Source organism: Bradyrhizobium sp. USDA 326, assembly GCF_049739485.1.
In the GTDB taxonomy this organism is placed as follows: Bacteria; Pseudomonadota; Alphaproteobacteria; order Rhizobiales; family Xanthobacteraceae; genus Bradyrhizobium.
Genome location: NZ_JBMGQA010000001.1, coordinates 4,062,389 through 4,086,921 on the forward strand (window position 1 = coordinate 4,062,389; position 24,533 = coordinate 4,086,921).

At 64.3% G+C, this 24,533-nt stretch carries 25 protein-coding genes; 13 read left to right on the top strand and 12 right to left on the bottom strand.

Annotated features, from left to right (window positions below):
- The first annotated feature begins 113 nt into the window (after positions 1 to 113).
- The gene (locus tag ABIG06_RS19135; RefSeq protein WP_424578368.1) at positions 114 to 791 is read left to right on the top strand and encodes an AAA family ATPase; all 678 of its coding nucleotides are present in this window, start codon (positions 114 to 116) and stop codon (positions 789 to 791) included.
- Between the two features lie 139 nt (positions 792 to 930).
- Here the strand turns inward: ABIG06_RS19135 and ABIG06_RS19140 are convergent, their stop codons facing one another.
- From ABIG06_RS19140 to trxB, 5 genes are all read right to left on the bottom strand, one after another.
- Entirely contained in the window at positions 931 to 1,077 is a 147-nt protein-coding gene (locus ABIG06_RS19140) for a hypothetical protein (RefSeq protein WP_199751506.1), read from the bottom strand.
- A 132-nt stretch (positions 1,078 to 1,209) separates the two neighbouring features.
- The gene (locus tag ABIG06_RS19145) at positions 1,210 to 1,359 is read right to left on the bottom strand and encodes a hypothetical protein (protein WP_199751507.1); all 150 of its coding nucleotides are present in this window, start codon (positions 1,357 to 1,359) and stop codon (positions 1,210 to 1,212) included.
- A gap of 161 nt (positions 1,360 to 1,520) precedes the next feature.
- Positions 1,521 to 2,429 carry a 4-hydroxy-tetrahydrodipicolinate synthase family protein gene (locus ABIG06_RS19150; protein WP_370138146.1) on the bottom strand — a complete coding sequence of 303 codons (909 nt, stop codon included), beginning with the start codon at positions 2,427 to 2,429 and terminating at the stop codon, positions 1,521 to 1,523.
- A gap of 443 nt (positions 2,430 to 2,872) precedes the next feature.
- Positions 2,873 to 3,796: a LysR family transcriptional regulator gene (locus tag ABIG06_RS19155; protein WP_028178742.1), complete on the bottom strand. Its 924-nt coding sequence runs from the start codon at positions 3,794 to 3,796 to the stop codon at positions 2,873 to 2,875.
- Between the two features lie 4 nt (positions 3,797 to 3,800).
- On the bottom strand, positions 3,801 to 4,766 hold the full coding sequence (trxB, locus tag ABIG06_RS19160) for a thioredoxin-disulfide reductase (RefSeq protein ID WP_370138147.1): 966 nt from the start codon (positions 4,764 to 4,766) through the stop codon (positions 3,801 to 3,803).
- A 266-nt stretch (positions 4,767 to 5,032) separates the two neighbouring features.
- Between trxB and ABIG06_RS19165 the strand changes: the two genes are divergently transcribed.
- Positions 5,033 to 5,512 carry an Lrp/AsnC family transcriptional regulator gene (locus ABIG06_RS19165; RefSeq protein WP_027534298.1) on the top strand — a complete coding sequence of 160 codons (480 nt, stop codon included), beginning with the start codon at positions 5,033 to 5,035 and terminating at the stop codon, positions 5,510 to 5,512.
- Positions 5,513 to 5,654: 142 nt separating this feature from the next.
- Here the strand turns inward: ABIG06_RS19165 and greA are convergent, their stop codons facing one another.
- The 3 genes from greA to ABIG06_RS19180 all read right to left on the bottom strand — a co-directional run bounded on the left by greA (position 5,655) and on the right by ABIG06_RS19180 (position 11,118).
- Positions 5,655 to 6,128: a transcription elongation factor GreA gene (greA, locus tag ABIG06_RS19170; RefSeq protein WP_027563740.1), complete on the bottom strand. Its 474-nt coding sequence runs from the start codon at positions 6,126 to 6,128 to the stop codon at positions 5,655 to 5,657.
- A gap of 213 nt (positions 6,129 to 6,341) precedes the next feature.
- Complete coding sequence (carB, locus tag ABIG06_RS19175) at positions 6,342 to 9,806, bottom strand: carbamoyl-phosphate synthase large subunit (protein ID WP_370138148.1); 3,465 nt, start codon at positions 9,804 to 9,806, stop codon at positions 6,342 to 6,344.
- A gap of 142 nt (positions 9,807 to 9,948) precedes the next feature.
- Complete coding sequence (locus tag ABIG06_RS19180) at positions 9,949 to 11,118, bottom strand: MFS transporter (protein ID WP_370138149.1); 1,170 nt, start codon at positions 11,116 to 11,118, stop codon at positions 9,949 to 9,951.
- Positions 11,119 to 11,227: 109 nt separating this feature from the next.
- Here ABIG06_RS19180 and ABIG06_RS19185 point away from each other — a divergent pair, with 109 nt between their 5' ends.
- The gene (locus ABIG06_RS19185) at positions 11,228 to 11,605 is read left to right on the top strand and encodes an ArsR/SmtB family transcription factor (RefSeq protein WP_124160448.1); all 378 of its coding nucleotides are present in this window, start codon (positions 11,228 to 11,230) and stop codon (positions 11,603 to 11,605) included.
- 233 nt (positions 11,606 to 11,838) lie between these two features.
- Here ABIG06_RS19185 and ABIG06_RS19190 read toward each other — a convergent pair whose 3' ends face one another.
- Positions 11,839 to 12,540 carry a class I SAM-dependent methyltransferase gene (locus ABIG06_RS19190; protein ID WP_124160449.1) on the bottom strand — a complete coding sequence of 234 codons (702 nt, stop codon included), beginning with the start codon at positions 12,538 to 12,540 and terminating at the stop codon, positions 11,839 to 11,841.
- Between the two features lie 113 nt (positions 12,541 to 12,653).
- On the opposite strand from ABIG06_RS19190, the gene ABIG06_RS19195 reads away from it, so the two are divergent.
- The gene (locus tag ABIG06_RS19195) at positions 12,654 to 13,175 is read left to right on the top strand and encodes a Dps family protein (protein WP_124160450.1); all 522 of its coding nucleotides are present in this window, start codon (positions 12,654 to 12,656) and stop codon (positions 13,173 to 13,175) included.
- 110 nt (positions 13,176 to 13,285) lie between these two features.
- On the opposite strand, the gene ABIG06_RS19200 is transcribed toward ABIG06_RS19195, so the two are convergent.
- Entirely contained in the window at positions 13,286 to 13,807 is a 522-nt protein-coding gene (locus tag ABIG06_RS19200) for a hypothetical protein (protein WP_370138150.1), read from the bottom strand.
- 145 nt (positions 13,808 to 13,952) lie between these two features.
- On the opposite strand from ABIG06_RS19200, the gene ABIG06_RS19205 reads away from it, so the two are divergent.
- Positions 13,953 to 14,168: a hypothetical protein gene (locus ABIG06_RS19205; protein ID WP_424578369.1), complete on the top strand. Its 216-nt coding sequence runs from the start codon at positions 13,953 to 13,955 to the stop codon at positions 14,166 to 14,168.
- A gap of 46 nt (positions 14,169 to 14,214) precedes the next feature.
- Here ABIG06_RS19205 and carA read toward each other — a convergent pair whose 3' ends face one another.
- Positions 14,215 to 15,405 carry a glutamine-hydrolyzing carbamoyl-phosphate synthase small subunit gene (carA, locus tag ABIG06_RS19210; protein ID WP_370138151.1) on the bottom strand — a complete coding sequence of 397 codons (1,191 nt, stop codon included), beginning with the start codon at positions 15,403 to 15,405 and terminating at the stop codon, positions 14,215 to 14,217.
- 146 nt (positions 15,406 to 15,551) lie between these two features.
- Here carA and ABIG06_RS19215 point away from each other — a divergent pair, with 146 nt between their 5' ends.
- The 7 genes from ABIG06_RS19215 (at position 15,552) to ABIG06_RS19245 (ending at position 21,162) form a co-directional block, all read left to right on the top strand.
- Positions 15,552 to 16,280 carry an alpha/beta fold hydrolase gene (locus tag ABIG06_RS19215; protein WP_370138152.1) on the top strand — a complete coding sequence of 243 codons (729 nt, stop codon included), beginning with the start codon at positions 15,552 to 15,554 and terminating at the stop codon, positions 16,278 to 16,280.
- Between the two features lie 33 nt (positions 16,281 to 16,313).
- A complete protein-coding gene (locus tag ABIG06_RS19220) occupies positions 16,314 to 16,769 on the top strand; it encodes a GatB/YqeY domain-containing protein (protein WP_370138153.1) in 456 nt (151 codons plus the stop codon).
- A gap of 148 nt (positions 16,770 to 16,917) precedes the next feature.
- On the top strand, positions 16,918 to 18,054 hold the full coding sequence (locus ABIG06_RS19225) for an epoxide hydrolase family protein (RefSeq protein ID WP_370138155.1): 1,137 nt from the start codon (positions 16,918 to 16,920) through the stop codon (positions 18,052 to 18,054).
- 124 nt (positions 18,055 to 18,178) lie between these two features.
- Positions 18,179 to 19,789, top strand: coding sequence for an acyl-CoA synthetase (locus ABIG06_RS19230; protein ID WP_370138156.1), 1,611 nt, complete (start codon positions 18,179 to 18,181; stop codon positions 19,787 to 19,789).
- A 9-nt stretch (positions 19,790 to 19,798) separates the two neighbouring features.
- Positions 19,799 to 20,266 (top strand): MarR family winged helix-turn-helix transcriptional regulator, encoded by a 468-nt coding sequence (locus ABIG06_RS19235; protein ID WP_370138157.1) that lies wholly within the window; start codon positions 19,799 to 19,801, stop codon positions 20,264 to 20,266.
- An 81-nt stretch (positions 20,267 to 20,347) separates the two neighbouring features.
- Complete coding sequence (locus ABIG06_RS19240; protein WP_370138159.1) at positions 20,348 to 20,716, top strand: nuclear transport factor 2 family protein; 369 nt, start codon at positions 20,348 to 20,350, stop codon at positions 20,714 to 20,716.
- 2 nt (positions 20,717 to 20,718) lie between these two features.
- Complete coding sequence (locus tag ABIG06_RS19245; RefSeq protein WP_370138160.1) at positions 20,719 to 21,162, top strand: hypothetical protein; 444 nt, start codon at positions 20,719 to 20,721, stop codon at positions 21,160 to 21,162.
- A 1-nt stretch (position 21,163) separates the two neighbouring features.
- Here ABIG06_RS19245 and ABIG06_RS19250 read toward each other — a convergent pair whose 3' ends face one another.
- Positions 21,164 to 23,395 carry an ATP-binding protein gene (locus tag ABIG06_RS19250; protein ID WP_370138162.1) on the bottom strand — a complete coding sequence of 744 codons (2,232 nt, stop codon included), beginning with the start codon at positions 23,393 to 23,395 and terminating at the stop codon, positions 21,164 to 21,166.
- Between the two features lie 247 nt (positions 23,396 to 23,642).
- Here ABIG06_RS19250 and ABIG06_RS19255 point away from each other — a divergent pair, with 247 nt between their 5' ends.
- Complete coding sequence (locus ABIG06_RS19255; RefSeq protein ID WP_370138163.1) at positions 23,643 to 24,419, top strand: DUF2189 domain-containing protein; 777 nt, start codon at positions 23,643 to 23,645, stop codon at positions 24,417 to 24,419.
- Positions 24,420 to 24,533: the final 114 nt, after the last annotated feature.

Sequence of the window (24,533 nt, forward strand, 5' to 3'; positions counted from 1 at the left end):
GCCAACACGCCTTGTTATTTCGTGGCCGTAACGCAACCCCTGATAAATTTTTCTTTCCCGAATCAGCGCGCTGATTCATTTTCGCGGCCTGGGGTCAATTGGAGGCGGAAGGTATGAACGTTATTGTTTTTGCATCGCGCAAGGGCGGCTCGGGCAAGAGTACCCTGGCTGCACATCTCGCCGCGCAGATCAAGGCGAGCAAGCAGGTCATGCTCGTGGACGCGGATCCGCAGGGTTCGCTCACGCTGTGGCACAAGCTGCGCGGCACCAACGAGCCGCCGATCAAGGCTGCCGTGAACTCCGTCAGCGGCATCGTCTCCGCTGCCAAGCGCGACGGCTATGAATGGGTGTTGATCGACACGCCGCCGAACCTGTCGACCGTCGTCGACGACGCGATCAAGAACGCCACCATGGTGGTGATCCCCGCCCGTCCCGGCGTGTTCGACGTCAACGCGGTGCAGGAAACCATCCAGATGTGCCGCGCCGCGCGCAAGCCCTACGCGGTCGTGCTCAACGGTGCGCCGGCCAAGCGCGACGAATCCGAAAGCCCGATCGTCACCATCGCCCGCGAAGCGCTGGCGAAATTCCGCGCTCCGGTGTGGGGCGGCCAGATCACCAATCGCTCGGACCTGCTGATGGCGCTGAGCCACGGCGAAGGTGCGCGCGAGTATCAGGCGGAGAGCCGGGCAGCCCAGGAGATTGCAAGGCTGTGGGCGGCGATCGAGCGTTCGGTCAAGGCTATTCGCGGCACGGCGTCGGCGTCCGGCGCAATGCACAAGCAGGCGGCTTAATTTTCATTATTCATTCCCCGGACGACGAACGCGCGGACAAGCCGCGCGTTTTGCGTTTCTGCCTGGCCCGTCATTTGCGGGATGGCGCACGCGCCAGACCCGGAATCCCGAGCTTGCGTTGTTCGGGAACTTGCCTGGGCTACGCCACCAGCAGCATGTAGAACACGATGACCGGCGACAAGGTCAGGATCACCGACCAGATGCCGACGGCCCAGAGAATGTCCTCGGTGGTAAAGGCCTGCTGCCCGGCGTCGTAATGCGACGCCAGTTCATTATGATTATTCACAAACGCCTCCGCGATTTCTTCGCTTATGGGCGTCAAGTGTTAGCGAGGATGTTTTAAGATCCGGATCGCAGCTGCCAGTGCATTTTGAGCACAGGTGCTACCACGGATTAACCATCCCGCGCTCGCTTTGCGTCAGCCGACCAGCCAGAGCCGAAACAGCAGCACCGGCATCAGGCCGAGCATCACCGCCCAGAACCCGAACGACGACACCACCAGAATTCCCTGCACGAGATCGGCGGGCGCGAATTGCCGCGCGGCCGTAGGCCGGATGCGATGTCCCATGGTCATTCCCCCTCTGTAGGTGCCGAAGAATAGGCGCGACTGTGTAAACGAGCCGTGGATGCGCCATGCGGCGACAGCGAAGGCCGTTGGGAGGACATTAACCATGGGGCGGTGCTCTTACCCTCCCTGGAGGGACCTTCCAGGGAGGGTAAGCGAAGCCGCTACGCCGCGACCTTCGTCCGTCGCTCGATCTCGCGATCGATCGCCGCCGCAAGCTCGCTGCTCACTTCCACCATCGGCAGGCGCACTTCGGGGCTGTCGATCAGGCCGCTGCGCCACAGCCAGTACTTCGCCGGCGCGGGGCTTGGCTCGGCGAACAGCAGGCGGGTCAGCTCGGCGACCTCGTGCCAGCGCGCCAGCGCCGCATCGTGCTTGCCGCGCTTCAGCTCGGCATGGACGGCTGCGAACGTCGCGGTCTCGACATGTGCCGACAGCACGATGCCGCCGTCGGCGCCGTCGCAGAGCGCCTCGAAATAATTGGCATCCTCGCCGGTGAGCACGCGAAATGCCTTGGGCCTGTCGCGCAGCAGCGCGATCGACTGCTCGCGGCTCGCGCCGCAATCCTTCAGGCCGACGATGTTCCTGTGCTCGGCAAGCCGCAGCAGCGTCTGGTTGGTGATGTTGACGGAGGTGCGATAGGGGATGTTGTAGAGCGCGAGCGGCCATGCCGCGTGATCGGCGAGGGCTTCGAAATGCGCCAGCAAGCCGCGCTGCGATGGCCGCACATAATAGGGGCTGGCGATCAGGTAGCCGTCGATCGGCCAGTCCGCGGTCTCGTCGAGTCGCTCCTTCAGCCGCGCGGTGTCCGCGCCCGAGAGCCCGAGGCAGATCGGCACGATGCGGCCGCTGGCCGCCATCTCGTCGCGCACCACGGCGACGAGACGTTCGAGCTCTGCCTCGCGCAGCGTCATGCCTTCGCCCGAGGTCGCGCCGAGGATGAAGCCGTCGACGGCGCCCGCGCCGTAGTGCCGCGTCAGCCGCCGCAGCGATCTCTCATCCAGCGCGCCGCCGTGAAACGGCGTCACCAGCGGCAGCCACAGTCCGTGCAAGTGATCTTCAAGTCCGGTCATGTTCCATCTCCTTCTCGGGAAACCTGAGACGGAGGGCACATGAAAAAACCCCGTCCAGGCGGCGGGGTTTTCGGGATCTGCAGCGATGACGATATCAGCCTAGTGCGCGCAAAAAACCGAGGTCCCCGGATGGGGACCCTTTTTCGAGATTGCTGCGCACGACTTCGTGATCATCCGCAAATGATGCGGGGTATGCCTGGAACTGTCAATACACGCGGAGGGCGAAGGCTGCATGCGACAGAAAAAAAGCCGGACCCGAAGGGCCCGGCTTAGGTATTGGCCACGTGAGGCCGACACAATCACCTTCCAAGAGGGATTACTGAACTCCCGCGCCACTGGAGGAGGGGGACAAATGCGCAACGCGAAGGCTCAGCGTGCAAACATTATGGGCTTGCCGAGTGCCGCGCAGCAACAGCCGAGGTCGCATGTCAGTCATGCGGAAATTAGGACGGCCAGCGCTGCGCCTTGCTCACCACGAAGTCGCGGAACACCTGCACGCGGGCGACGGTCTTCAACTCCTCGGGATAGACGAAGTAGGTGTCGAGCTGGATCGAGTCCGACTCGCCGAACAGCTGCACGAGCTTGTTCTGCTCCTCGACGAGATAGTCCGGCAGCGCGGCGATGCCGAGGCCCTGCTGGCAGGCGCGCACCAGACCGAGGATGTTGTTGACCTTGAAATAGGCTTCGCGCGGGCCGGAGCCGTTGCGCCCGGCTTCGATCAGCCAATTGCGGTTCTGAAGATGCGGCGCGAAGCTGCCGTCGCTGAGCGTGATGATGCGGTGGGAGTCGAGCTCCTCCAGCGTGCGCGGCGTGCCGAAGCGCTTGATGTATTCCGGCGAGCAATAAGCGTGGAAGCCCATCGCGAACAGCTTGCGCTGGATCAGGTCCGGCTGGGTCGGCTTGCGCGTGCGGATCGCGACATCGGCCTCGCGCATCGACAGATCGAGCTCCTCGTCGGTAACGATCAGCGAGATGCGGATCTCCGGATAGAGCGCAGTGAACTCGCCGAGCCGCGGGATCAGCCAGTTGATGCCGACGCCGGGCGTGGTGGTGATCTTGAGGTCGCCGCTGGGCCGCTCGCGGCTGTCGGTCAGCTTGGCGCGTGCCGCCTGCAGCTGCATGAACACGTCATGCGCGGTGCGGAAGAGCAGGTCGCCCTGCTCGGTGAGGATCAGGCCGCGGGCGTGGCGGTGGAACAGCGAGACTGAAAGCTCCTGCTCCAGCGCGGAGACCTGGCGCGACACCGCCGATTGCGACAGGCCGAGCTGCTCGCCCGCATGCGTGAAGCTGCCCGCTTCCGCCGCCGCGTGAAACACCTTCAGCTTGTCCCAATCCATGTCCGTAAATCCGTCGCGTGTTCGAGGCATGATGTTATTCCGCTGCCGCGCGCTCGCTGGCGCGAAGGGCCAAGAAACGTTCGGCTTCGAGTGCGGCCATGCAGCCGAGGCCGGCGGCCGTCACGGCCTGGCGATAGGTTTCGTCGGCCACGTCGCCGGCGGCGAACAGGCCGGGCACCGAGGTGGCAGTCGAGTTCGGGGCGACCTCGACATAGCCCGACGGTTTCAGCTTGACCTGGTCCTTGACGAGCTCGGTGGCGGGTGCGTGGCCGATGGCGATGAAGACGCCGTCGGTCTTCACGTCCGTGAGCGCGCCCGTCTTGACGTTCTTGAGCCGGACATGGGTGACCTTGTTCGGGGTCTCGGTGCCGCAGATCTCGTCGACGGCCGAGTCCCAGATCACCTTGATCTTCGGGTGCTTGAACAGGCGTTCCTGCAGGATGCGCTCGGCGCGGAAGTGATCGCGACGATGCACGATGGTGACCTGCGAGGCATGATTGGTGAGGTACAGGGCTTCCTCGACCGCGGTGTTGCCGCCGCCGACCACGATCACCTCCTTGCCTCGGTAGAAGAAGCCGTCGCAGGTGGCGCAGGCCGATACGCCGCCGCCCTGGAACTTGGCTTCGGACGCCAGCCCGAGCCAGCGCGCCTGCGCGCCTGTGGCGAGGATCACGGTGTCGGCGAGATAGACGTCGCCGCTGTCGCAGGTGAGGCGGAAGGGCCGCTGCGCAGTCTCTAATCTGGTGACCAGGTCGGTGACGATCCTGGTGCCGACATGGACCGCCTGCTTCTCCATCTGCTCCATCAGCCAGGGGCCCTGGATCACGTCGGCGAAGCCCGGATAGTTCTCGACGTCGGTGGTGATGGTGAGCTGGCCGCCGGGCTGGATACCCTGGATCAGAATCGGCTCGAGCATCGCGCGCGCGGCATAGATCGCCGCCGTGTAGCCAGCAGGGCCAGAGCCGATAATGACGACCTTTGCATGTACAGGAGCGGACATTTCGATGGAGGCCTTTCACGGGGGATCTGCAGCGCGAGCGCGGAACGTGCCGGGAGGTCTCGCGGAGGCGCTGAAATATCAGAGCTAATCTAAGCCTTCTGGTGAGCTATGCAAGAATTGCATTCCCTCTCGGCGGATTTTTCCAACAGGGAACAAAAGTCGATTGCGCTGCGCGCGCAATAAAATTGCGCTGGCAGTGCGGACTGGGCTATGACGATTTCGAGAAAACCATCAATACCGCTGCAAAGGGCAGGAGTTCCAATCACGTGTCGCGGAACCTAGACGAGATCGACCTGAAAATTCTCGCCGAGATTCAGGCCGACGGTCGAATCACGAATGTCGAGCTGGCCAAGCGCGTCGGCATCTCTCCGCCCCCCTGCCTGCGCCGGGTCCGGGCGCTGGAGGAGGAGGGCTACATCCACGGCTACCGGGGCCTGCTCGACGCCCGCAAGCTCGGCTTCGACGTCACCGTGTTCGCGGCCGTGCACCTGTCCAGCCAGGCCGAGGCGGATTTGCGTGCTTTCGAGGAATTCGTCCGCGCCGAGCCCTTGGTGCGGGAATGCTGGATGCTGTCGGGCGAGGTCGATTTCATCCTCAAATGCGTCGCCCCTGACATGGCGACCTTCCAGGATTTTGTCACGCACCTGACTGCCGCGCCACATGTCCGCAACGTGCGGACCTCGCTGGTGTTGCACAATTCGAAGTACGAGGCGGCCGTGCCGCTCGATGTGAAGGGAAGAAGGTAGGGTCGCGCGAACTCGTGCCCCGGACGCGGCGTAGCAACGTTAAGGGCGTGGCAGTGCGTCCGGGACACGAGACGCAGAAACAAAAAGGCCGCGCACTGCGCGACCCTTTCGAAGATATCATCTCAGCGCAGGCGGCAAATGCTTACCGCCACTCTACCTTGGTGATCTCATAGGCCTTGGCGCCGCCCGGCGTGTTGACCTCGACCGAGGCGCCTTTCTTCTTGCCGATCAACGCGCGCGCGAGCGGCGAGGTGATGGAGATGCGGCCCTTCTTGGCGTCGGCCTCGACCTCACCGACGATCTGCCACACCGTCTTCTTTTCGGTGTCCTCGTCGACCAGCGTCACGGTAGCGCCGAACTTGATGGTGTCGCCGGAGAGCTTGGAGATGTCGATGATGTCGGCGCGCGCGAGCTTGTCCTCGAGCTCGGCAATGCGGCCTTCATTGTGGGACTGCTCTTCCTTCGCGGCATGATATTCCGCGTTTTCCGATAGGTCTCCGTGCGAGCGCGCCTCCGCGATATGCTCGATGATCCGCGGACGATCCACGGACTGGCGCTGCTTCAATTCTTCCCCGAGCGCGACAAAGCCGGCCTGGGTCATCGGAACCTTTTCCATCGTCTCTCTCGTCCTTCGATCGTGCGCCCGAAACGCGATGGGCGCCGCAACCTTGATTCGTCAGTGTTTCCGGAGCCCAACGCGAGGGCTGCCGGACGTTGACAGATATGGGCTTTTAGCGCCGGAACAGAACCACCACCTGGCCGGACAGTTCCTCCGGCCATTGTGGCTTCATCGCCAATCACTTAGCAGCGGCTTCGCCGGAGCTAGCGATCAGGTTTCCGAAAAGTAGCTCTGCAGGGTACGAACCTCAAGATCCCCGCCCAGATAGGCGCGGATGCCCTGCGCGGCCGCCACGGCCCCGGAAAGAGTGGTGTAATACGGCACTTTATGCAAGAGGGCCGCGCGCCGCAGCGAACGGCTGTCGGCCAGCGCTTGGGGCCCTTCAGTGGTGTTGAAGACGAGCTGGACGTCCCCGTTGGTGATGGCGTCGACGATGTGCGGCCGCCCCTCCAGCACCTTGTTCACTTTTTCGGTCGGGATGCCCTGGTCGGTCAGGAAGCGCTGAGTTCCCGAGGTCGCCAGCACCTTGAAGCCGAGCGAGTGCAATTCGCGAACGGCCTCGGCGATGCGCGTCTTGTCGCTTTCGCGGACCGACACGAACACCGTGCCCTTGCGCGGCACCCGCGTGCCGCCGCCGAGCTGGCTCTTGGCGAAGGCCACCGCGAACGAACGGTCGATGCCCATGACCTCGCCGGTCGAGCGCATCTCGGGGCCGAGCACCGTGTCGACGCCGGGGAAGCGCGCGAACGGGAAGACCGATTCCTTGACGCCGACGTGTTTGAGCCTGGCCTTCTTCAGCTTGAAATCGGCGAGCTTCTCGCCCGCCATGATGCGCGCGGCGATCTTGGCGACCGGCGTGCCGACCACCTTGGCGACGAACGGCACCGTGCGCGAGGCGCGCGGATTGACCTCGAGCACGTAGATCTCGCCGTCCTTGATGGCATATTGCACGTTCATCAGGCCGATGACGTCGAGGCCGAGCGCGAGCTCGCGGGTCTGGCGCTCCAGCTCCTCGATCATCTTCGCATCGAGCGAGTGCGGCGGCAGCGAGCAGGCGCTGTCGCCGGAATGGATACCGGCTTCCTCGATGTGTTCCATGATGCCGACGATGAACGTGTCCTTGCCGTCGGAGAGGCAGTCGACGTCGATCTCGGTCGCGTCCGACAGATAGCGGTCGAACAGCAGCGGGTTCTTGCCGAGCACCGTGTTGATCTGCCCGGTCTTGTCGTTCGGATAGCGCGCCTTGACGTCGGCCGGCACCAGCTCCGGCAACGTGCCGAGCAGATAGTCGTTGAGCTGATTCTCCTCGCGGATGATCTGCATGGCGCGACCGCCGAGCACGTAGGACGGGCGGACCACGAGCGGCAGACCGAGATCGGCGGAGACGAGCCTCGCCTGTTCGACCGAATAGGCGATGCCGTTCTTCGGCTGCTTGAGACGAAGCTTGTCGAGCACGCGCTTGAAGCGGTCGCGGTCCTCCGCAAGGTCGATGGCGTCCGGCGAGGTGCCGAGAATCGGCACTTCGGCGGCTTCCAGCGCGCGCGCCAGCTTCAGCGGCGTCTGGCCGCCGAACTGCACGATCACGCCGTGCAGCGTGCCCTTGCTGCGCTCCTTCGCGATGATCTCCAGCACGTCCTCGGCGGTGAGCGGCTCGAAATAGAGCCGGTCGGCGGTGTCGTAGTCGGTCGACACCGTCTCCGGATTGCAGTTGACCATGATGGATTCGTAGCCGGCGTCATGCAGCGCGAAGCAGGCGTGACAGCAGCAATAGTCGAACTCGATGCCCTGGCCGATGCGATTGGGGCCGCCGCCGAGGATGATGACCTTCTTCTTATCGGAGGGCGTGCTCTCGTCGGCAGGGGCGCCCGCAAACGGCGCCTCATAGGTCGAATACATGTAGGCGGTCGGCGAGGCGAACTCGGCCGCGCAGGTGTCGATCCGCTTGTAGACAGGGCGAACGCCGAGCGCGTGCCGTTTCGCCGTCACCTCGGCCTCCGTCGTCTCGGCGAGCACGGCGAGGCGTGCATCGGAGAAGCCCATGGCCTTGAGCGTGCGCATGCCGAAGGCGTTGCCCGGCAGGCCGTTCTTCCTGACCTTCTCCTCCATGTCGACGATGCCGCGCATCTCGCCGAGAAACCAGGGATCGATCTTGCAGGACTTGAAGATGTCCTCGTTCGACCAGCCGAGCCGCATGGCCTGGGCGACCTGGAGCAGACGGTTCGGCGTCGGCGTGCCGAGCGCGGCGCGGATGGCGTTCTTGTCGTCGTCGCGGCCGAGGCCCTCGATTTCGATCTCGTCGAGGCCGGTCAACCCGGTCTCGAGCCCGCGCAGTGCCTTTTGCAGGCTTTCCTGGAAGGTGCGGCCGATCGCCATGACTTCGCCGACCGACTTCATCGACGTGGTCAGCGTGGTCGAGGCGCCCGGAAATTTCTCGAAGGCAAAACGCGGCACCTTTGTAACGACGTAGTCGATGGTCGGCTCGAACGAGGCCGGCGTGGCGCCGCCGGTGATGTCGTTGGCGATCTCGTCCAGGGTGTACCCGACGGCGAGCTTGGCGGCGACCTTGGCGATCGGAAAACCGGTGGCCTTCGAGGCCAGCGCGGAGGAGCGCGACACGCGCGGATTCATCTCGATGACGACCATGCGGCCGTCTTCGGGATTGACGCCGAACTGCACGTTGGAGCCGCCGGTCTCGACGCCGATCTCGCGCAGCACCGCCAGCGAGGCGTCGCGCATGATCTGGTATTCCTTGTCGGTCAGCGTCAGCGCCGGCGCCACCGTGATGGAATCGCCAGTGTGCACGCCCATCGGATCGAGGTTCTCGATCGAGCAGACGATGATGCAATTGTCTTTCTTGTCGCGCACGACCTCCATCTCGTACTCTTTCCAGCCGAGCACGGATTCTTCGATCAGCACTTCGTTGGTGGGAGACGCGTCCAGGCCGCGTTCGATGATGTCGAGGAACTCTTCCTTGTTGTAGGCGATGCCGCCGCCGGTGCCGCCCATGGTGAAGGAGGGGCGGATGATCGCGGGCAGGCCGATCTCGGATAGTGCCATCATCGCCTGTCCGAGCGCATATTCCTGATAGCGCTTGCGCCGGTCGCCTTCGCCGAGTGTCCATTGCCGGTCGAGCTCTTCGAGCGCCGCGCCCGACAGCTTCTCGCGTTCGGCCTGGTATTTGTCGCGGAACGACTTCTTCAGCTCGGACGCGTTGGCGAGCCGCGACTTCGGCGTCTGCAGCCCGATCTTCTCCATGGCGTTGCGGAACAGCTGGCGGTCTTCGGCCTTGTCGATCGCGTCGGCGGTGGCGCCGATCATCTCGACGTCGAACTTCTCCAGAGTGCCCTGACGGCGCAGCGACAGCGCGCAGTTCAGCGCGGTCTGTCCGCCCATGGTCGGCAGCAGCGCGAAGCCGCCGGGAATGACGTGACGTTCCTTCTCGATGATCTTGGCCACGATCTCGGGCGTGATCGGCTCGATATAGGTCGCATCGGCCAATTCCGGATCGGTCATGATGGTGGCCGGGTTGGAATTGACGAGGACGATGCGGTAGCCCTCTTCCTTCAGCGTCTTCACCGCCTGCGTGCCCGAATAGTCGAACTCGCAGGCCTGGCCGATCACGATGGGACCGGCGCCGATGATCAGGATGGTGGTGATGTCTGTACGTTTGGGCATCAACTCTCGCCGAAGTGGAATTTTGGCACAAAAAAAGGGCGCGCTGCTGCGCGTCCCTTTGGCCGAGAGCGCGGTGGTCTCCCTCGCGCGCGGGTGGGTCTTAGACCAGTTTTAGGGGCGGCGAAACCCCGAAAAACGCCCATCAACCGGCAATTTTGACGGGTTTTGGCCGGACCTGCCAGCCACGGGCGAGGTGCACCAGGAGCGAGGCCGCAACGCTCGTTCCGCCGATCCAGCCGAGGTCGGTCGGTGAGAGGGTGACCAGCACTGCGCCGCCCAGCGCTCCGCCGATGGCGAAGCCAAGATACATCGACGAGGCGTTGAGCGAGAGCGCAATCATCGAAGCCTGCGGCTCGATCCGGATGATGCTGGCGAGCTGGGCCGGATAGAACGCCCATCCCGAGATGCCCCAGAGGAAGATCGCGCCCAGCACGGCGTAATGCGCCTGTCCGGGCATCAGCTTCAGCACCAGCGAATGCAGGAACAGGGCGCCCGCCATGCCGGCGAGCCCGAGGCCAGCGGTCGCGAGCGTGCCGAGCCGATCGGCCAGGACGCCGCCAAGCATGTTTCCGATCGCGGCGGCGCCGCCGAACACGAGCAGTGCCAGGCTGATCTGCGAGGCGTCGAAGCCGAGCCCGCGCAGCGGGACCGCGAAATATGTGAACACAGTGAAGCCGCCCAGTGCCCATAACATCGTGATCAGCAGGGCGGTCACAACATGGCCGTGTCGCGCCACCGCCAGCCGCTCGCCGAGCGAGGCCGTATTGCGCGGCAGGCCGCGGGGCAGACCGAGCAGGAGGCCGGCGAGCGCAACAGTGCCGATCAGGGCGACCATGGCAAATGTCGCGCGCCAACCGAGCAGGCTGCCGACGAGATTGCCGAAGGGAACGCCGACCACGGTCGCAACCGTGAGCCCCGCGGTAACGAGCGCCACCGCGCGGCCGCGCCGTTCGGGCGCGGCGACCGCCACGGACACCGCAAGCGCCGTCGGCATGCACAGCCCCGAGCCCAGCGCCATCAGCATCCGCGAGGCCAGCAGCAGGGCGTAGTTGGATGCCACCATGGCCGCGAGGTTGCCGGCGATGAAGGTCGCCAGCGCCAGGGCCAGCACGGTGCGGCGGTCGATGTTGTTCAGCGCCACGGTGAGGATCGGCGAGCCCACCGCATAGGTGAGGGCGTAGGCGGTGACCAATTGGCCCGCGGCCGAAACCGAAACTGAGAGGTCGCTCGCGATTGCCGGCAAAAGTCCTGCGATGACAAAGCCTTCGGTGCCGATCGCAAAGGCCGCCAGGGCCAGCCAGACCACGCTCATTGGAAAAGTCCATATGTTCAACGATTATTGAACTATTCAATGCTGCGGCCCAGGAGTCAATTGGTTCAAGAACTATTGAACATAATGGCCGCGTCGCTATGATCTGAACATGAGCCGCACGCCACTTCACCCGACCCGCGGGCAGATCGAGCTGCCGATGGTGCTGGATTGCCTGAGCGATCCGATCCGGCTCGCCATCGTCTACCAGCTCGCCCTGCAGGAACGTGTCAGCAGCGAACTATGCTGCGGCGACTTCAGCGGCCTCGGCGGCAAGTCGAACCTCGCCTACCATTTCGCCAAGCTGCGCGAATGCGGCCTGATGCAGACGCGCGTGGCGGGGACCAACCGGTTCATGCGCCTGCGCCGCGAGGATCTGGACGCGCGGTTTCCGGGTCTGCTCGATGCGGTGATCAGCTCCGCGGCCAAGGATGCGGACCGGCTTCAACTGCTGCCGGAGTGCAAAGTGGTTGAGGCGGATCGCAGCTGAGCGGATTGCTGACATAGGTCCGGCTCCGCCCGTTCGGGCTTCGCCGCGGCAGCCTTCGCCACGAGCGGGCTTGCCGAGCCGAAGCTGCGCAAGCAGCGAAGGCTGGAGACCCGGCCTGGATTTGAACCAGGATGAAGAGCGATGCACCGCCCCCGCGTAGACACTTCCGCCACCGGGCCGCGGCAATCATGTCCGATTGCAGTGCGACAAGCTACAACGGCTAATTGTTATGCTTAACGAACCAGAGGCGGCCGCGCGATGAAGGTCATGCGCCAGCGATTGTGGCCGATATTGCCATCGGCGCGCCGGACCGCGAATCCGGCCACCTTCAGCTTGGTGGTGATCTCGTCCTCGCTGTAGCGCTGCAGCCCGATCTTCGAACGCAACTGCCGGTAATCCGACAGCGCGGTGCTGATCAGCCCGATCAGCGCGTCCTTCAGGAAGCCGTGGCGCAGGCCGAAGCTGAGCAGCGCCATCACGTCTCTGGCCATGCCAACATTGGGCTGGAGAATGTCGCCCAGCACCAGCTTGCCGGAGGGCTTCAGGATACGGCGGATGTTGAGCAGTGCGGCATCGAGCTCCTCGGGCGTCATGTATTGCGCGACCGAGTTCATCACGACGAGGTCGATCGACTGGTCCTGCATCTTGCGGACATCGTCGAGCGAGCGGACGCGGATCTTGGTGTTCGGGGCAAACCGCGCGATCAGCCGGCCACGCACGCCCGGCGCGGGCTCGGCCAGAATCAGCTTGCCGCAGGCCGCTGCCACCTCGCTCGCCGACAGCGCTTCCCCGCAGGCATAGTCCAGCACCGTCGCATCGGGCGAGGGGATGTAGCCGATGATGTCCCGCGCAATGATCTGGAAGTGCAAGTCGCGATGCAGCTTGCTGACATAGATCGTATGCGTCGAGTCGTAATAATCGATCCAATCGTCCATGCTATTCAAAGGTCCCGGCAAACGGTTCCGATGGGGGAACCGGCGCTGCCCACCTTGCGTTAGGGGTGCGACGGCGCGCCGTCAATGTCCGCGTCCTAACAGGAAGGTCTCCCGTGAGCAAAACCAGCAAGGTCTCGCCCGATCTCGATACCCCCACTGATCTGTCGTCCGACGGAGTCAAGAAGGTCTCGGAGGCGCTCAACGTGCTTCTGGCCGACGCGTTCGCGCTTTATCTCAAGACCAAGAATTTCCACTGGCACATCAGCGGGCGCCATTTCCGAGATTACCATCTCCTGCTCGACGAGCAATCCGACCAGATCTTCGCCACCACCGACCAGCTCGCCGAGCGCGTCCGCAAGATCGGCGGCACTACGCTGAAGTCGATCGGCCAGGTCGCAAAGCTCCAGACCATCAAGGACAACAACGAGGACTACGTCCCGCCGCGCGAGATGCTGCGCGAGCTGATGCAGGACAACAAGCACGTCGCCGCCGCGATGCGCAAGGCGCACGAGGTCTGCGACGAGGCCGGTGACGTCGCCAGCGCCAGCATCCTCGAAAACTTCATCGACGAGACCGAGCGCCGCACCTGGTTCCTGTTCGAGGCGACCCGGCAGGAAGGTGCCAACGTGGCGTAGCAGGGATCCTGAGGTGGATTAGCGGAAGGCGTAGCCCACCACGTGTGCCTCGGCGGAACGGAAGAGGTGGATTACGCTTTGCTAATCCACCTACGGTACTGCGTTTGCGGCTACCGCCACAGCCGCATCAGTGCGCCATCCTTGCCCGTCACCGGATCCGCCGGCGGCAGCGCGACTTGCGGAATTGTCTTCAGCGCCCTGGCATGATTCTCCGGGGTCGCCCGCGTGATCTCCATCCTCGCGCCAGGCGGGTAGGCGCCGATGATGCAGAAATCCTCGCTCGCCTGGATGCATTGATGCCCGGTGCCGGCCGGCAGGATCGCGACGTCGCCGGCCTTGATCCGAAGCTCCTGGCCATGGTCGCCGCCGAAGCGAACGCGGGCATTGCCGCGCGCGACGCCGAGCGCTTCGTGCACCGTCGCGTGATAATGCAGGTAGTCGTAGACGCCGTTGCGCCACGTCCCGCCCCAGCCGTTGCCTTCGAACAGGTCTTCGATGGTCTCTTCCGGATGCTTCGGATCGAGCTTCAACGCGCCCTGGTAGACCAGGAACGGAAGGATGTTGTTCGGCACGAGGCCATCGTCTTCGAATACGATGGCGAGCGGCTCGGCATTGTCGCGGACGACGGACATGGGGGCTCCCACTGGCAACGGACCGGAATCAAGAGGGCACAGGCCGTCTTGTTCCGCACGACACTCCATACGTCGGCTTGACCGAGATCAAGGCGCCGGCGGCCAATGGCGGGCACGCAGATCGAAGCGAAGGAGGGGGAACGCCATGTACGCATCCGACGTTGCGCAGCGTCATTTCTCGGCGCCCGTCGACGAGGCGGAGACAGCGGGCCTGGGGCACGAAGCCGTCTGTCGGGCGTTGCTCAATTTGGTGGTTTCGAAATATCTGGAGACGAGGTCGGTCGCCGACATCCAGGCGGAACTGCGCTTCATCGCCGAGAACTGCGATCCCGACACCGACTTCATGTTCATGCGTCCATGACGGAGCCGGGTCCCGGCGGACTCATCCGCCGGGTGGTATTGTCGCCCTACGCGCTCTTCCTCTGCCGCATCAGGTCGGCGAAGCGCTTGAACAGATAGTGCGAGTCGCGTGGGCCCGGTGAGGCCTCGGGATGGTACTGCACCGAGAACACCGGCTTGCCATCGAGCTGGATGCCACAATTGGAGCCGTCGAACAGCGAGATGTGGGTCTGCGTCGCGCCTTTCGGCAGCGTCGTCTCGTCGACGGCAAAACCGTGATTCATCGAGGTGATCTCGACCTTGCCGGTGGTCTCGTCCTTGACGGGATGATTGGCGCCGTGATGGCCCTGGTGCATCTTCTTCGTCTTGGCGCCGACGGCGAGGCCCAGCATCTGGTGGCCAAGGCAGATCCCGAAGGTCGGCGTGCCCGACTTGATCACGTCCCGGATCACAGGCACGGCATATTTGCCGGTCGCAGCCGGATCGCCAGGTCCGTTGGACAGGAACACGCCATCCGGCTTCATTGCCAGAATGTCCTCGGCTGAAGTCGTCGCCGGCACCACCGTCACCTTGCAGCCGACGCCGGCGAGCAGGCGCAAAATGTTGCGCTTGATGCCGTAGTCGATGGCGACGACGTTGAATTCCGGCTTCTCCTGCCGGCCGAAGCCTTTGTCCCACAGCCACGGCGTCTCGTCCCAGGTGAAGCGCTGGCCGGAGGTGACCAGCGGCACGAGGTCCATGCCCTCGAGGCCCGGCCATTCGCGCGCTTCTTCCTTCAGGCCATGCAGATCGAACTCGCCGGTCCTGGAATGCGCGACCACGGCGTTGGGCATGCCCTTGGAGCGGATCAGCGCGGTCAGCGCGCGGGTGTCGATGCCGGAGAGGCCGATGATGCCGCGGGCCTTCAGCCAGGCGTCGAGATGCCTGGTGGCGCGATAGTTCGAGGGATCGGTGATCGCGGTGCGCAGGATCACGCCGCGCGCGCCCGGCGTCGCCGCCATGTTCACCGTTTCGATGTCGTCCTCGTTGGTGCCGACATTGCCGATATGCGGGAAGGTGAAGGTAATGAGCTGTCCGGCATAGGACGGATCGGTGAGGATCTCTTCATAGCCGGTCATCGCCGTGTTGAAGCAGACTTCACCGACGGCGTGGCCTTCTGCGCCGAGACCGAAGCCCTCGAGCACCGTGCCGTCCGCAAGCACGAGGAGCGCGGTCGGTTTGTGGTCCGGCCAGGCGGGATCGTTGTCTTGTTGTGTCATGAGCCCGCTTCATAGTCCCCACAGGCGCCGCCGTCAAAGCGGAGAATGGCCGATTCACATGCGTTTTTGCATATTTGACAGCCCGTCTCGGGCACTTAAGCTCAGGCGCACAATTTCCGGCAATTTCCTGGGCTTGCGAGGCAATAATGGACCAGACCACCCCGATTCTGCTTGTTCCGGGGCTGGCCTCCTCGGCCCGGATCTACGCCCCGGTGATTCCGGCGCTATGGCGGTTTGGCCCCGTGATGATTGCCAACCACATCCGCGACGACAGCATCGCGGCGATCGCCCGCCGTATCCTCGCCGAGGCGCCACCGCGCTTTGCTCTCGCCGGCCATTCCATGGGCGGCTACATTGCCTTCGAGATCATGCGTCAGGCGGGCGAGCGCGTGACCAAGCTCGCGCTGATCAACACGCAGGCCCGGCCCGACACGCCGGAGGCGACCGCCCGCCGGCACGCTCAGATGGAGCGCGCCAGGCGCGGCGAGCTCCGCGCCGTCCGCGAGGAGAGTTTTCCGGAGCTCGTGCATCCGTCGCGGCGCGATGATGCCGATATTCTCGCGCTCGTGCATGCGCAGGACGAGGACGTCGGCGTCGAAGGCTATCTGCGGCAGCAGACCGCGATCATCGCACGGGTGGATTCGCGCCCGACGCTGGCGACGATCGCATGCCCAACTCTGGTGCTGACGGGCGATACCGATAACACCATCCCGAACGCCTTCTCGAAGGAAATGGCCGAGGGCATCGCCGGCGCGAGGCTCGTGATCCTCGATCGCTGTGGGCACCTGCCGCAAGCCGAACAGCCGCAAGCGACAGTGCGGGCGCTCGCGGAATGGCTCGCAACCGAGGTTGTCTCAAGGGCGCGAACGGCCTAGATCAGGCGTCGGATATTCGAAGGGATCACGATCATGCTGCGCGACGACATCAACAATGCGGTCAAGGAGGCCATGAAGGCCAAGGACGAGCGCAAGCTGTCCACGCTGCGCATGGTCAACTCGACCATCAAGAACGCCGACATCGATGCCCGCGGCAGCGGCAAGCCGCCACTGTCGGACGCCGACATCCTCGCGGTGCTGCAGAAGATGATCAAGCAGCGCCAGGAGGCGGTCGAGCTCTACGACAAGGGCGGCCGCGCCGAGCTTGCCGCGCAGGAGCGCGAGGAGATCGCGGTGATCTCGGCCTACCTGCCGAAGCAGATGTCGGAGGATGACGTGAAGAAGGCGATCGCGGACGCGATCGCTGAGACCGGCGCTAGCGGCATGAAGGACATGGGCAAGGTGATCGCCGTGCTGCGCGCGAAGTACGCGGGACAGATGGATTTCGGCAAGGCGAGCGGCTTGGTGAAGTCTGCGCTGTCGGGCTAAGTCGACATTCCGGGGCACGCGTAGCGTGAACCCGGAATCCATCGCGCTGCTGAGTCCGTTGCTTGATGGATTCTCAGATGCGCAACTGTGCATCATAGCTCGCGCTACGCGCGCCCCGGAATGACAAGAAGAACAAGGGAGGCAACCGATGAGCGCCATCAAACCGTTCCGCATCGCCATCGGCGACGACGTCCTCTCCGATCTCAGGTCACGCCTCGTCCGCACGCGCTGGCCGGATGCCGAGCTCGTCGACGACTGGAGCCAGGGCGCGCCGCTACAGTGGATCCAGGAGATCTGCACCTACTGGGCCAACGATTACGACTGGCGGGCCCGAGAGGCAAAACTCAATCGCTTCGAGCAGTTCACCACCGAGATCGACGGGCTCGACATCCACTTCCTCCATGTGCGTTCGAAGGCGCCGTCCGCGCTGCCGCTGATCATCACCCATGGCTGGCCGGGATCGATCGTCGAATTCCAGAAGGTGATCGCGCCATTGGTCGATCCCGCCGCGCATGGCGGCAATCCCGCTGATGCGTTTCACGTCGTCTGTCCCTCGCTGCCGGGCTTCGGCTTCTCGGCCAAGCCAAAGACCACCGGCTGGGGTGTCGATCGCATCGCCGCGACCTGGGCCAAGCTGATGGACCGGCTCGGCTATGCGCGCTACGGCGCGCAAGGCGGCGATTGGGGCTCGGCGGTGACGACCTCGCTCGGGGCGCAGGACGCCGAGCATTGCGCCGGCATTCACATCACGCTCGCCTTCAATGCGGCGCCTAGACTCGAGGGCGAGCCGACGGCTGAGGAGAAGCGCGCTCTCACCGGCCTCAAGCACTATGTCGATCTCGATTCCGGCTACTCCAAGCAGCAGTCGACGCGCCCGCAGACGATCGGCTATGGCCTCACGGATTCACCGAGCGGGCAGGCGGCCTGGATCCTGGAAAAGTTCTGGGCCTGGACCGATTGCAGCGGGCACCCCGAGAACATCTTCAGCAAGGACGAGCTGCTCGACAACGTCATGCTGTATTGGGCGACGCAGACAGCGACCTCCTCGGCGCGGCTCTATTGGGAGAGTTTTGGCAAGCGCCGCACCACGCCTGTGGTGAAGGTACCGACGGGCGTCGCGGTGTTTCCCAAGGAGATCGTCACGCCGGTGCGGCGCTGGATGGAGCCGAACTTCCCGGACATCACCCACTGGAGCGAGATGGAGAAGGGCGGCCATTTCGCCGCCTTCGAGCAGCCGGAGCTGTTCGCGCGCGATGTCAGGAAGTTCTTCGCGACGGTGCGATAGCTCCTGCCGTCATGCGCGGGCTTGTCCCTGCCATCCACGGCCCTAGAATGTCGCCAAGGCAAGAAGACGTGGATGGCCGGGACGAGCCCGGCCATGACGTTCCCTCCAGGAAGCGCCTGCAGCCATGCTCACCGAAGCCGCAACCTACGACGAGCTCTACCGCGATTTTCGCTGGGACATCCCCGCGCGCTTCAACATTGCGGAAGCGTGCTGTGATCGCCATGCCGACGGCACCGGTCGCCTCGCGCTGATCTATGTCGACGAGAACGGGGCGAGCAGCCGCACCTCCTTCGACGAGGTCGCCGAGATGTCGCGCCGCTTCGCCAATGTGCTGAAGGCGGACGGGCTTTCCCGTGGCGACCGCGTCGCGGTGTTTCTGTCCCAGTCCCGAGAATTGCCGATCGCGCATATGGCGGCATTCCGCTCCGGCATGATCTCGATCCCGTTGTTCGCGCTGTTCGGAGAGGACGCGCTGGAATTCCGACTGTCGAATTCGGAGGCGAAGGCCATCGTCACCGACGAAGGCGGCTGGGAGAAGCTCGCAAAAATTCGCGATCGTTTGCCCGACCTGAAGACGGTCTATGTGGTCGGTGAGCGCGCGCCGGCGGGAACGAGGTCGTTCTGGGGCGCGGTGAAGGCCGCGTCGGCCGACTTCGCGCGGGTCGACACCTCGTGCGATGATCCCGCGCTGATCATCTACACCTCGGGCACAACGGGCAATCCGAAGGGGGCGCTGCATGCGCACCGCGTCGTGCTCGGTCATCTACCGAACGTGGAGATGTGTCACAACTTCCTGCCGCGCCCCGGCGATCTCATGTGGACGCCCGCGGACTGGGCCTGGATCGGCGGGCTCATCAACGGCCTGTTCGCGTTCTGGTATCACGGCATTCCCCTCGTCGGTCACCGCGCACGCAAATTCGAGCCGCAGGCCGCGATGCAGATGATGGCCGATCTTTCCGTGCGCAACGTCTTCCTGCCGCCGACCGCGCTGAAGCTGATGCGGCAGGCCGGAGTGAAGCATCCCGGCGTCAAGCTGCGCAGCATCTTCACCGGCGGCGAGTCGCTAGGCGGCGAATTGCTCGGCTGGGTGCGCGAAACCTTCGGCATCGACGCGCACGAAGTGTTCGGCCAGACCGAGTGCAATCTCGTGATCGGCAGCAACTCGAACCTGTTTCCGATCCGCCCCGGTTCGATGGGCAAGGCGACGCCGGGCTTCGACGTCCGCATCGTCGACGACAAGGGCGAGGAAATGCCGCGGGGACAGCGCGGCCTCATCGGCGTGCGCCAGCCATGCCCCGTCACCATGCTCGAATATTGGCGCAATCCGGAGGCGACGGCGAAGAAATATGCCGGCGAGTTCCTGTTGACCGGCGATCTCGGCGTGCAGGACGAGGACGGCTATTTCTGGTACGTCAGCCGTGAGGACGACGTCATCACCACCGCCGGCTATCGCGTCGGGCCGTCCGAGATCGAGCACACGCTGATGAAGCATCCGTCGGTGGCGATGGCAGCCGTGGTCGGCATCCCCGATCCGATCCGAACAGAGTCCATCAAGGCCTGGATCGTGCTGCGGCCGGGCTTTACGGGCAGCGACGCGCTCGCGCGCGAGATCCAGGAGTTCGTCAAGGTGCAGCTCGCAGCCCACGAATATCCGCGTTTCGTCGCGTTCGCCGAGACGCTGCCGATGACGGCGACGGGCAAGGTGCTGCGGCGCGAGCTGCGGGCAAGAGGCTAGCTTCCTGCAATGGCAAAGGCGCCTCAAACCGCGGGACTCCACCGCGCCTCACTGACCAAGTTGCACGATCTGGATGCGGCGCTCGAGCTCATGTATTACGGCTGGCGCGGGATGACGCTGGAGGCCGACGCATATCTTGCGAAGCAGGGTCTTTCGCGTCCGCACCATCGTATCCTCTACGTGGTGGCGCGCCGGCCCGACATCGCGATCGGCGCGCTGATCGAGATCCTCGGCATTTCCAAGCAAGCCCTCAACCGGCCGCTCAATCTGCTGGTGGAGCGCAAGCTCCTGACGTCGAAGCGTTCGCCCGAGCAGCACCGCTCGAAATTGCTGCGCCTGACGGAAACGGGGCGGCGCATCGAGCAGCGGGCCTCCGACCACGAGCGCAAGGTGCTGCGCGAGGCGTTCGATCGCGTCGGGGCGTCGGGTGCGGCCGGGTGGATGGGCGTGATGGAGGCGATCGCCGACAACAACTGACGGAATCCTCAAGTCAATGTAGTTGACATGATGCGCGGGCTTTGCCACTTTCCTTGCCACGAGCCAGGGAGGATCCGTGCCATGAGCGGACAGGCAATGAACCGCGCGACCGCGGAAGGCTTTGTTGCGGCGTGGTGTTCGAATTGGCGCAGGGTCGACATCGACGCGGTCGTCGCGCATTTCGCCGACGATGCGCAGATGCGCAGTCCTCTCGCTCTCACGCTGACGGGGTCTCCTGTCGTCAACGGCGCCGAGAGCATCCGTGCCTACTGGCGGAAGGCCTATGGCCACGTCGAGCGCGCGGACCTGAAGATCCTGAGCTGGAGCTGGGACGAGGCGATCGCGCGCCTCACGGTGTGGTGGCAGCTGGGCGATACGCGCGCCAGCGAATTCATGGATTTCGACGAAACGGGGCGCGTCGTGCGCAGCGAAGCCTTCTATGGAAAATGACGATGCGCCTTTCTGACTTCGTTCTGCTTCTCAACACGCTCTGGTTCGTCGGGGCGTTCGTCCAGTTCAGCATCGCGCAAACCAACACGCTGAAGATCCTGCTGCCGCGGGAGGAGCGCAGCAATCCGATCGCGCCGACCCTTGCAGCGAGCGTCGCGTTCCTCGGCGGCATGAATCTGCCGATCGGGCTTTTGTCCCTTTATCTTCTGGCCGCCCGTCCGTCCTTCTTCCAGCCGGTCGAAGCGCAGCTCGCGCTGTTCCTTTTCTTTGCCGCCTGCCATTTCAGCCAGTTCGCCTATAACGTCCCGGTGCTGATGCGCGGCGGCCGCGTCGGGGTGGCCTATTGGCCGGTGTTGAAGGGGCCGATGCTCCGGATCTTCGTCATCGATGCCGCTCTGTTCGCGGCCAATCTCGCGGTGGCGCTGCAGCTCACGATTGCGTCCTGATCTAGCGCGGCGGCTCCGAGAGAGCCGCGCGCAGCATCGCGGCGAGATCCTTGCGCCGGAACGGCTTGGTCAGAATGCGGGCGCCGCCGATCTGGTCGGGCGTCCTGACGGGACTCTGGCTGTAGCCGGAGGTGAAGAGAACCTTGAGACCAGTGCGCAGGCCGGTTGCCTGCCTCGCCAGCTCCGGTCCGGACATCCCGCCGGGCATCACGACATCAGTGAACAGCAACTGGATGTCTCCGGGCTGGCGCAGCACATCCAGCGCCGCCGGCCCGTTCGATGTCGCGATGACGCGATAGCCGAGCGACTTCAGCTCGTTTTCGACATAGGCTCGCACCATATCGTCGTCCTCAACGACGAGAATTGTCTCGTGTCCGTCGGGTGCGGTGACCTGCTCCGCCGGCAGCGGTTCCTCATTCGGCGCCGTCGCGAGGCGCGGAAAGAACAGCCTGACGACGCTGCCTTGATCCGGTTCGGATTGCATTTGCACCAGTCCGCCGGATTGTCGCGCAAACCCGTAGACCATGCTGAGGCCGAGACCGGTCCCCTTGCCGACCTCCTTCGTGGTGAAGAACGGTTCGAACGCGCGCCCCAACACCTCGCTGCCCATGCCGGTCCCCGTATCCTTCACGGCCAGCATCACGTAGTCGCCCGGCCGCGGCTCGCCGTTGACGTCGAGGTCGGTGTCACTGAGCGAGATGTTTCGTACCTCGACCATCAGCTTGCCGCCGTCGGGCATCGCATCGCGCGCGTTGAGCACGAGGTTGAGCACGGCCGTCGCCAATTGGCTGGGATCGACGCTGGCGAGCCATAGATCCGGCGCGAGCGCGAAGCTGCAGTCGATGTGCTCGCCCAGGGTCCGCCGCAGAAGCTGCTTCATGCCGGTCACCTGCTCGGCGGTGTCGATCTCTCGCGGTCGCAGCGGCTGCTTGCGCGCGAAGGCGAGCAGGCTCCGCGTCAGGTCGGAACCGCGCTCGGCGGCGGTCGCAATGTCGTTCGCTATCCGGTGCAATTCCTTGTTGCCCGCAAGCCTGTCGGCGAGGTGCTCCGCATTGCCGAGAATGACGGTCAGGAGATTGTTGAAATCGTGCGCCACGCCGCCGGTGAGCTGGCCCATGGCTTCCATCTTCTGGGACTGGCTGAGCTTGTGGCTGAGATCCGCGATGGCGGCGCGCTGCTGCTCGAGCGATTCGGCCGTGCTGTTGAGCAGGGTCATCAATCCGCCGAGTTCACCGCCCGGGTGGGGCTCCGGAATGCGCGCGCTGAGATCGCCGCGCCCGAGACTCTTGGCCATGGCGGCGAGCCGTCCGACTTGGCGGCCGACGCTCATGGTCGCAAGAATCCACACACCGGCGAGCAACAGAAGCGAAGCCACCGCAAGGATTGTCGTATCCTCCAACAGCCGGCGATTGGCCGCTGCCACCAGTCCGTCCTTGGATCGTCCGACCAGGACGGTGAGGCCGGCCTTGCGGATCGAAGGTGAGCGGGCAACGGCCCAGATCTGCGTGTGGCCGTTGCGGTCGCTCACCTGGCGAAACGGCTCGCGATCGGGCGCTGCCGCAAAGCGGAACAGGTCGGAACCAGCAATGGATCCGCCGACGGGCTCGCTCCAGCTGCCGCCCTTGGGGGCGACCAGCACTGTACCCTTGGCATCGATCAGCAGGATGTCCTTCTCGGCGAGCAGCCGCTTGTCGTGAAATTCTGCGAACTTGTTGAGGTTGAATGACGCGAGCAGCACGAATTTCAACGCACCCGCCTCCGATCGCACGGGATAGGCGATCTGCAGCACCGATAGCCCGGTGAGCCGGCCGAACACCGGCTCCACTGCGACGATGCCATGAAGACCTTTCACCTGCTTGAAATAGCCGCGGTCATTCAGGTCGAGCGTGCGGTTGGTCCGCAGCGAGTCGCAGAACAGACGGCCGTCGGGATCGATGGTCAGGATGCCCGTGAACTGCGGGTATTCTTCGCGGACATCAGACAGAAATGCCGAGCACGCCGCCTTGTCGCGCGTGTCGAGATCGCGGGCACGGGCGAGCCCATAATGAAGCTGGGCGGTGCCCTTGATCTTCTCGTCCAGATCGCCCGCGATGTCGTCGGCGGATGCGACCAGATTGGCCAGTGCCGCGTCGATCTCACTGGCCCGGTTCTGCACGAAACGGAGCCCGACCAGGATCGCCGGCACGAGCATGGCGGCGATAACGAGGATCAGTAACCGGGTACGCAGGCTCATCGGTTGGCGATCGGCTCCCAGGCGAGGGTGGTCGGAGGTACAATTTGAGGCACGATCATCTGCTCCGTCCATAGTCATCGGCACGAAAAGCGCACCAAAGGCCAGGATTTCGCATTGGGATCATCGTCTCGTCGCCGCTCTCTTCACGCCGGCCGGCCGGCATCAAGTTGCGCCTCCGCGTGGCGGCGCTAATATCGTGTTCAATCCAAGCGCGACGAGAGATCGCGCCGATCTGCGGAGGAAGCTGATGTCCATCTCGGGCAAGGTCGATCCGGTGGTGCGTCCCGTGGCGGCGACCGACATCGCCGAGGCGCTGGTCGAAGGCCTGCGCGACTTCCAGGCGCTGCCTCTTTACGGTCTCTGCTTCGGCGCGCTCTACGCCGCCGGCGGTATCGCCATCATGCTCTGCCTCACCGCCTTCGGCATGGTCTATCTGGTCTATCCCCTGGCTGCCGGTTTTGCGCTGATCGGGCCGTTCGTGGCGATCGGCCTCTACGAAATCAGCCGCCGCCGCGAGTGCGGCGAGCCGGTCTCGTTCGGTGCGATCTGGTCGGCGATCCGTTCGCGCAGCGAGATCGGCTGGATGGCCTTCGTGACGTTGTTCGTGTTCGTGGTGTGGATGTACCAGGTGCGGCTCCTGATCGCGCTGCTGCTCGGCCTCAATGCCTCGTTTTCGAGCTTGCAGGAATTCATGACGGTGGTGCTGACGACAAACGAGGGCCTGCTGTTCCTTGGCATCGGCAACGCGGTCGGTGCCGTGCTGTCGCTGATCCTGTTCTCGCTGACCGTGGTGTCGTTCCCGCTGCTGCTCGATCGCGACGTCGATTTCGTCACGGCCATGGTGACGAGCGTACGTGCCGTCGTCGCGAGCCCGCTGCCGATGATCTCGTGGGCCGCTGTGATCGTGATGCTGCTGATCGTCTCGGCGCTGCCCTATTTTCTCGGGCTGATCGTGACGCTGCCGGTGCTGGGGCATGCGACCTGGCATCTGTACCGGCGGCTGGTGGCGCCGGTGCCCGCCTAGTCGTCATTCCGGGGCGCCCGAAGGGCGAACCCGGAATCCATTGATCCATCAGCTCAACCGCTTGATGGATTCTCAAATGCGCAATTGCGGCATCATAGCTCGCGCCACGCGCGC